Origin of the sequence: Xenorhabdus sp. SGI240, assembly GCF_040081915.1 — a bacterium.
GTDB lineage: Bacteria > Pseudomonadota > Gammaproteobacteria > Enterobacterales > Enterobacteriaceae > Xenorhabdus > Xenorhabdus bakwenae.
Map to the genome: position 1 here is coordinate 1 of NZ_JBEBMB010000092.1, position 2,394 is coordinate 2,394.

The window sequence follows — 2,394 nt, forward strand, 5'->3', positions numbered from 1 at the left end:
TAAACAGGTTCTCTGTAGTATCCCAGTTAACACTTTCTTCTTTACAGGGGCGCAAGGTGCCTGTTGATGGCGTTTGCGCAATTTGACGCGCACGGGCCTTACCCTGCCATGTAAAGCGGTAGCGTTCTTCAATGGTCATCAGTGGAATACCCGGTAACAAAAAAGGCCACCGGAGCGACCTGATTATGAAAGTGATTGCGGTGGCATAAATAAAAAAGGCTATATTTCGCTCGCCATTAGGCCACTTAAAGACCAATGCGAGTGTTTGTTGATCATCTTGGTGTTATAATAAGATGTTAATAATTAAAAAAGGTTACGTGATGAATATAAAAATATTCCTACAAGATGATAATGAAAAAATAATTCAAATCCATGATTGGAGTGAAATAATCAATAGAGGTAATTATGTTCATGATTTAGATATTAAAGACAAAACTTTAGATGATATCATTGGTTATTATGAACTCCATCCAATGATTCAGTGTGGATTAAAGAACTGTCATACACATCACCGCACTGGTTACATCGTTAAGACCACAGATGGAACAGAAGCAAATATAGGTCACCAATGCGGCACTAAATATTTTCACGTTATTTTTAGTGAAATGGCTGCTATCTTCAAAAATAAAGTTGTTCTAGAAGAATTAAAAATCGCTATCCGTAATCATAAATCACAAATCTTTCCAATCTGGAAGAAAGTAAATTCACTTACAGTCGGCAAGAAAAGTATTTATTGGGCGATTTCATTATTTGAAAAAATAAATAACCCAGAAGTAATAGGTCGTTCTGCTTATACTACTCTGAGAAGAATGCATGCAAATAACGATGGTGTTATTTATAAGATTAAAGCTTTAACAAAAAAAGAAATTGAATTTTATGAAGCAACTGGCCGCACTATAGAAGAAACAAAAAGGGAAGCAATTGGTCAAATCAAACATATTGACTTTCTTTCACCCGAAGAAACCCTCGATAAGATCTTCAATGAAAACTTAAGAGGTGCAGCTCAAAAACTCCAAGACTGTGATCCTGACAACCTGTCAGTAACTAAACTGAAATCCATCGTTAAAATGGTAAATGCTATTGATACCAATATCGCACTCGCTCAGGAAAAACTATCAATCGCCAGACAATTCTTCACTAAGAAAAATCTAGGGGAATTATTAAAAGATCTGGAAAAGAACCCTAATGTCAGCAATATCGACATAGAAAGATATAGCGAATTTTTATCATTATTAGAAAATAGCCAAGCCCCGACGAATTGAGGCTTATGAATTTATTCCGACCTCTCAGCCGGAGTGGTTGGAGTCCCAGACCTAAGTCGAAGTGACCAACTGGGCGGTTCAGTAATAAGCGCCGCCCCAGTTCTCTTATTACCCGCTCTTTCGCTTCTTGCTCCGAGCATACCTAAAATATACACTTCCATAACTTATTTTCAAGTTATTTCAGAAATATTTTTTACTTCTATTCCTTTTTTTATGCGCTCCTTAGCCATTTCATCCTGTAGCACCATATAAACTTTTGCATGAAATAAACTAATGCACCATTTCACCCGATCAATGCACTGCTTAATGGTCAGCCACGGCGCAATATCACTCTGCATATAATTTGCGAGAGTTTGCACAGTGTTTCTGCGAAGATAATAGTCAGTAGCGAGAACATATACGGGGTTGGACTTGCTAAAGGCTTTCAGGATCGCTTTCTCTACAAAATCAGCTTCATCTACATCGTTGGCGCGTTGAAACATGTCGCTGAGTGATTGTTTGGGAAATAAAATCATGTGAGCTTTTTTCAGTAGTTCCTCTCCTCTGTATCCGCCATTTCTCAGCCATTCGAATACAGTCATAAATTTCTCTTGCTGCTCTCCTGACCATCCACTAACAAATCGCCATATACCATCGCCGCCGCTTCCATATCCGCCAGAATAGGCTGAACCACCTACCTCATCAGCCCATAGTGACAATATAGCCTTAACCCAACGCTCTTGTGTTGGCGTTAATCTTCGGGACTTACCGAGGTAAGATTTTCTCGGAGCGTTGGCTACGTACTGGTAGCTATTAATTTTACTGGATGATGCTGTAATCCATGTTGCACTCTTATCTCTTGTGCCCGGTATCCTTAATATCTCCCCCATCTCACTCTCCCAATTCCCATATCTGGACATCCAAACAGCCACCTGCAACCCGTTCACCCCGTATGATCCGCATATCATCAATCTGTTCGTCATCGGCCCAGAAATTGGCATGAGTCAGCGAATCGAAAACCGCTTTAGGCAGGTTATCGATATAGCAGAATCAACATAACCTGACACACTCGATGTGCTCGGTGAACACCTCATCAACTGAACATCTTTTTTGTCTTCTTATCGCTTTTGCACCACCCCATATGTGTTCTATG

General features: G+C 39.6%; 2 protein-coding genes and 1 pseudogene. 1 reads left to right on the forward strand and 2 read right to left on the reverse strand.

Annotation, left to right across the window (positions count from 1 at the left end):
• The first annotated feature begins 320 nt into the window (after window positions 1-320).
• Window positions 321-1,262 (forward strand): hypothetical protein, encoded by a 942-nt coding sequence (locus ABLA76_RS15765; RefSeq protein WP_348988638.1) that lies wholly within the window; start codon window positions 321-323, stop codon window positions 1,260-1,262.
• A 170-nt stretch (window positions 1,263-1,432) separates the two neighbouring features.
• Here the strand turns inward: ABLA76_RS15765 and ABLA76_RS15770 are convergent, their stop codons facing one another.
• Window positions 1,433-2,161, reverse strand: a complete 729-nt coding sequence (locus tag ABLA76_RS15770; RefSeq protein WP_348988639.1) for a hypothetical protein — start codon at window positions 2,159-2,161, stop codon at window positions 1,433-1,435.
• Window positions 2,133-2,282, reverse strand: a pseudogene (locus ABLA76_RS15775) (RusA family crossover junction endodeoxyribonuclease); the annotation flags it as partial. The gene ABLA76_RS15770 and the pseudogene ABLA76_RS15775, both read right to left, overlap by 29 nt.
• Between the last annotated feature and the right edge of the window lie 112 nt (window positions 2,283-2,394).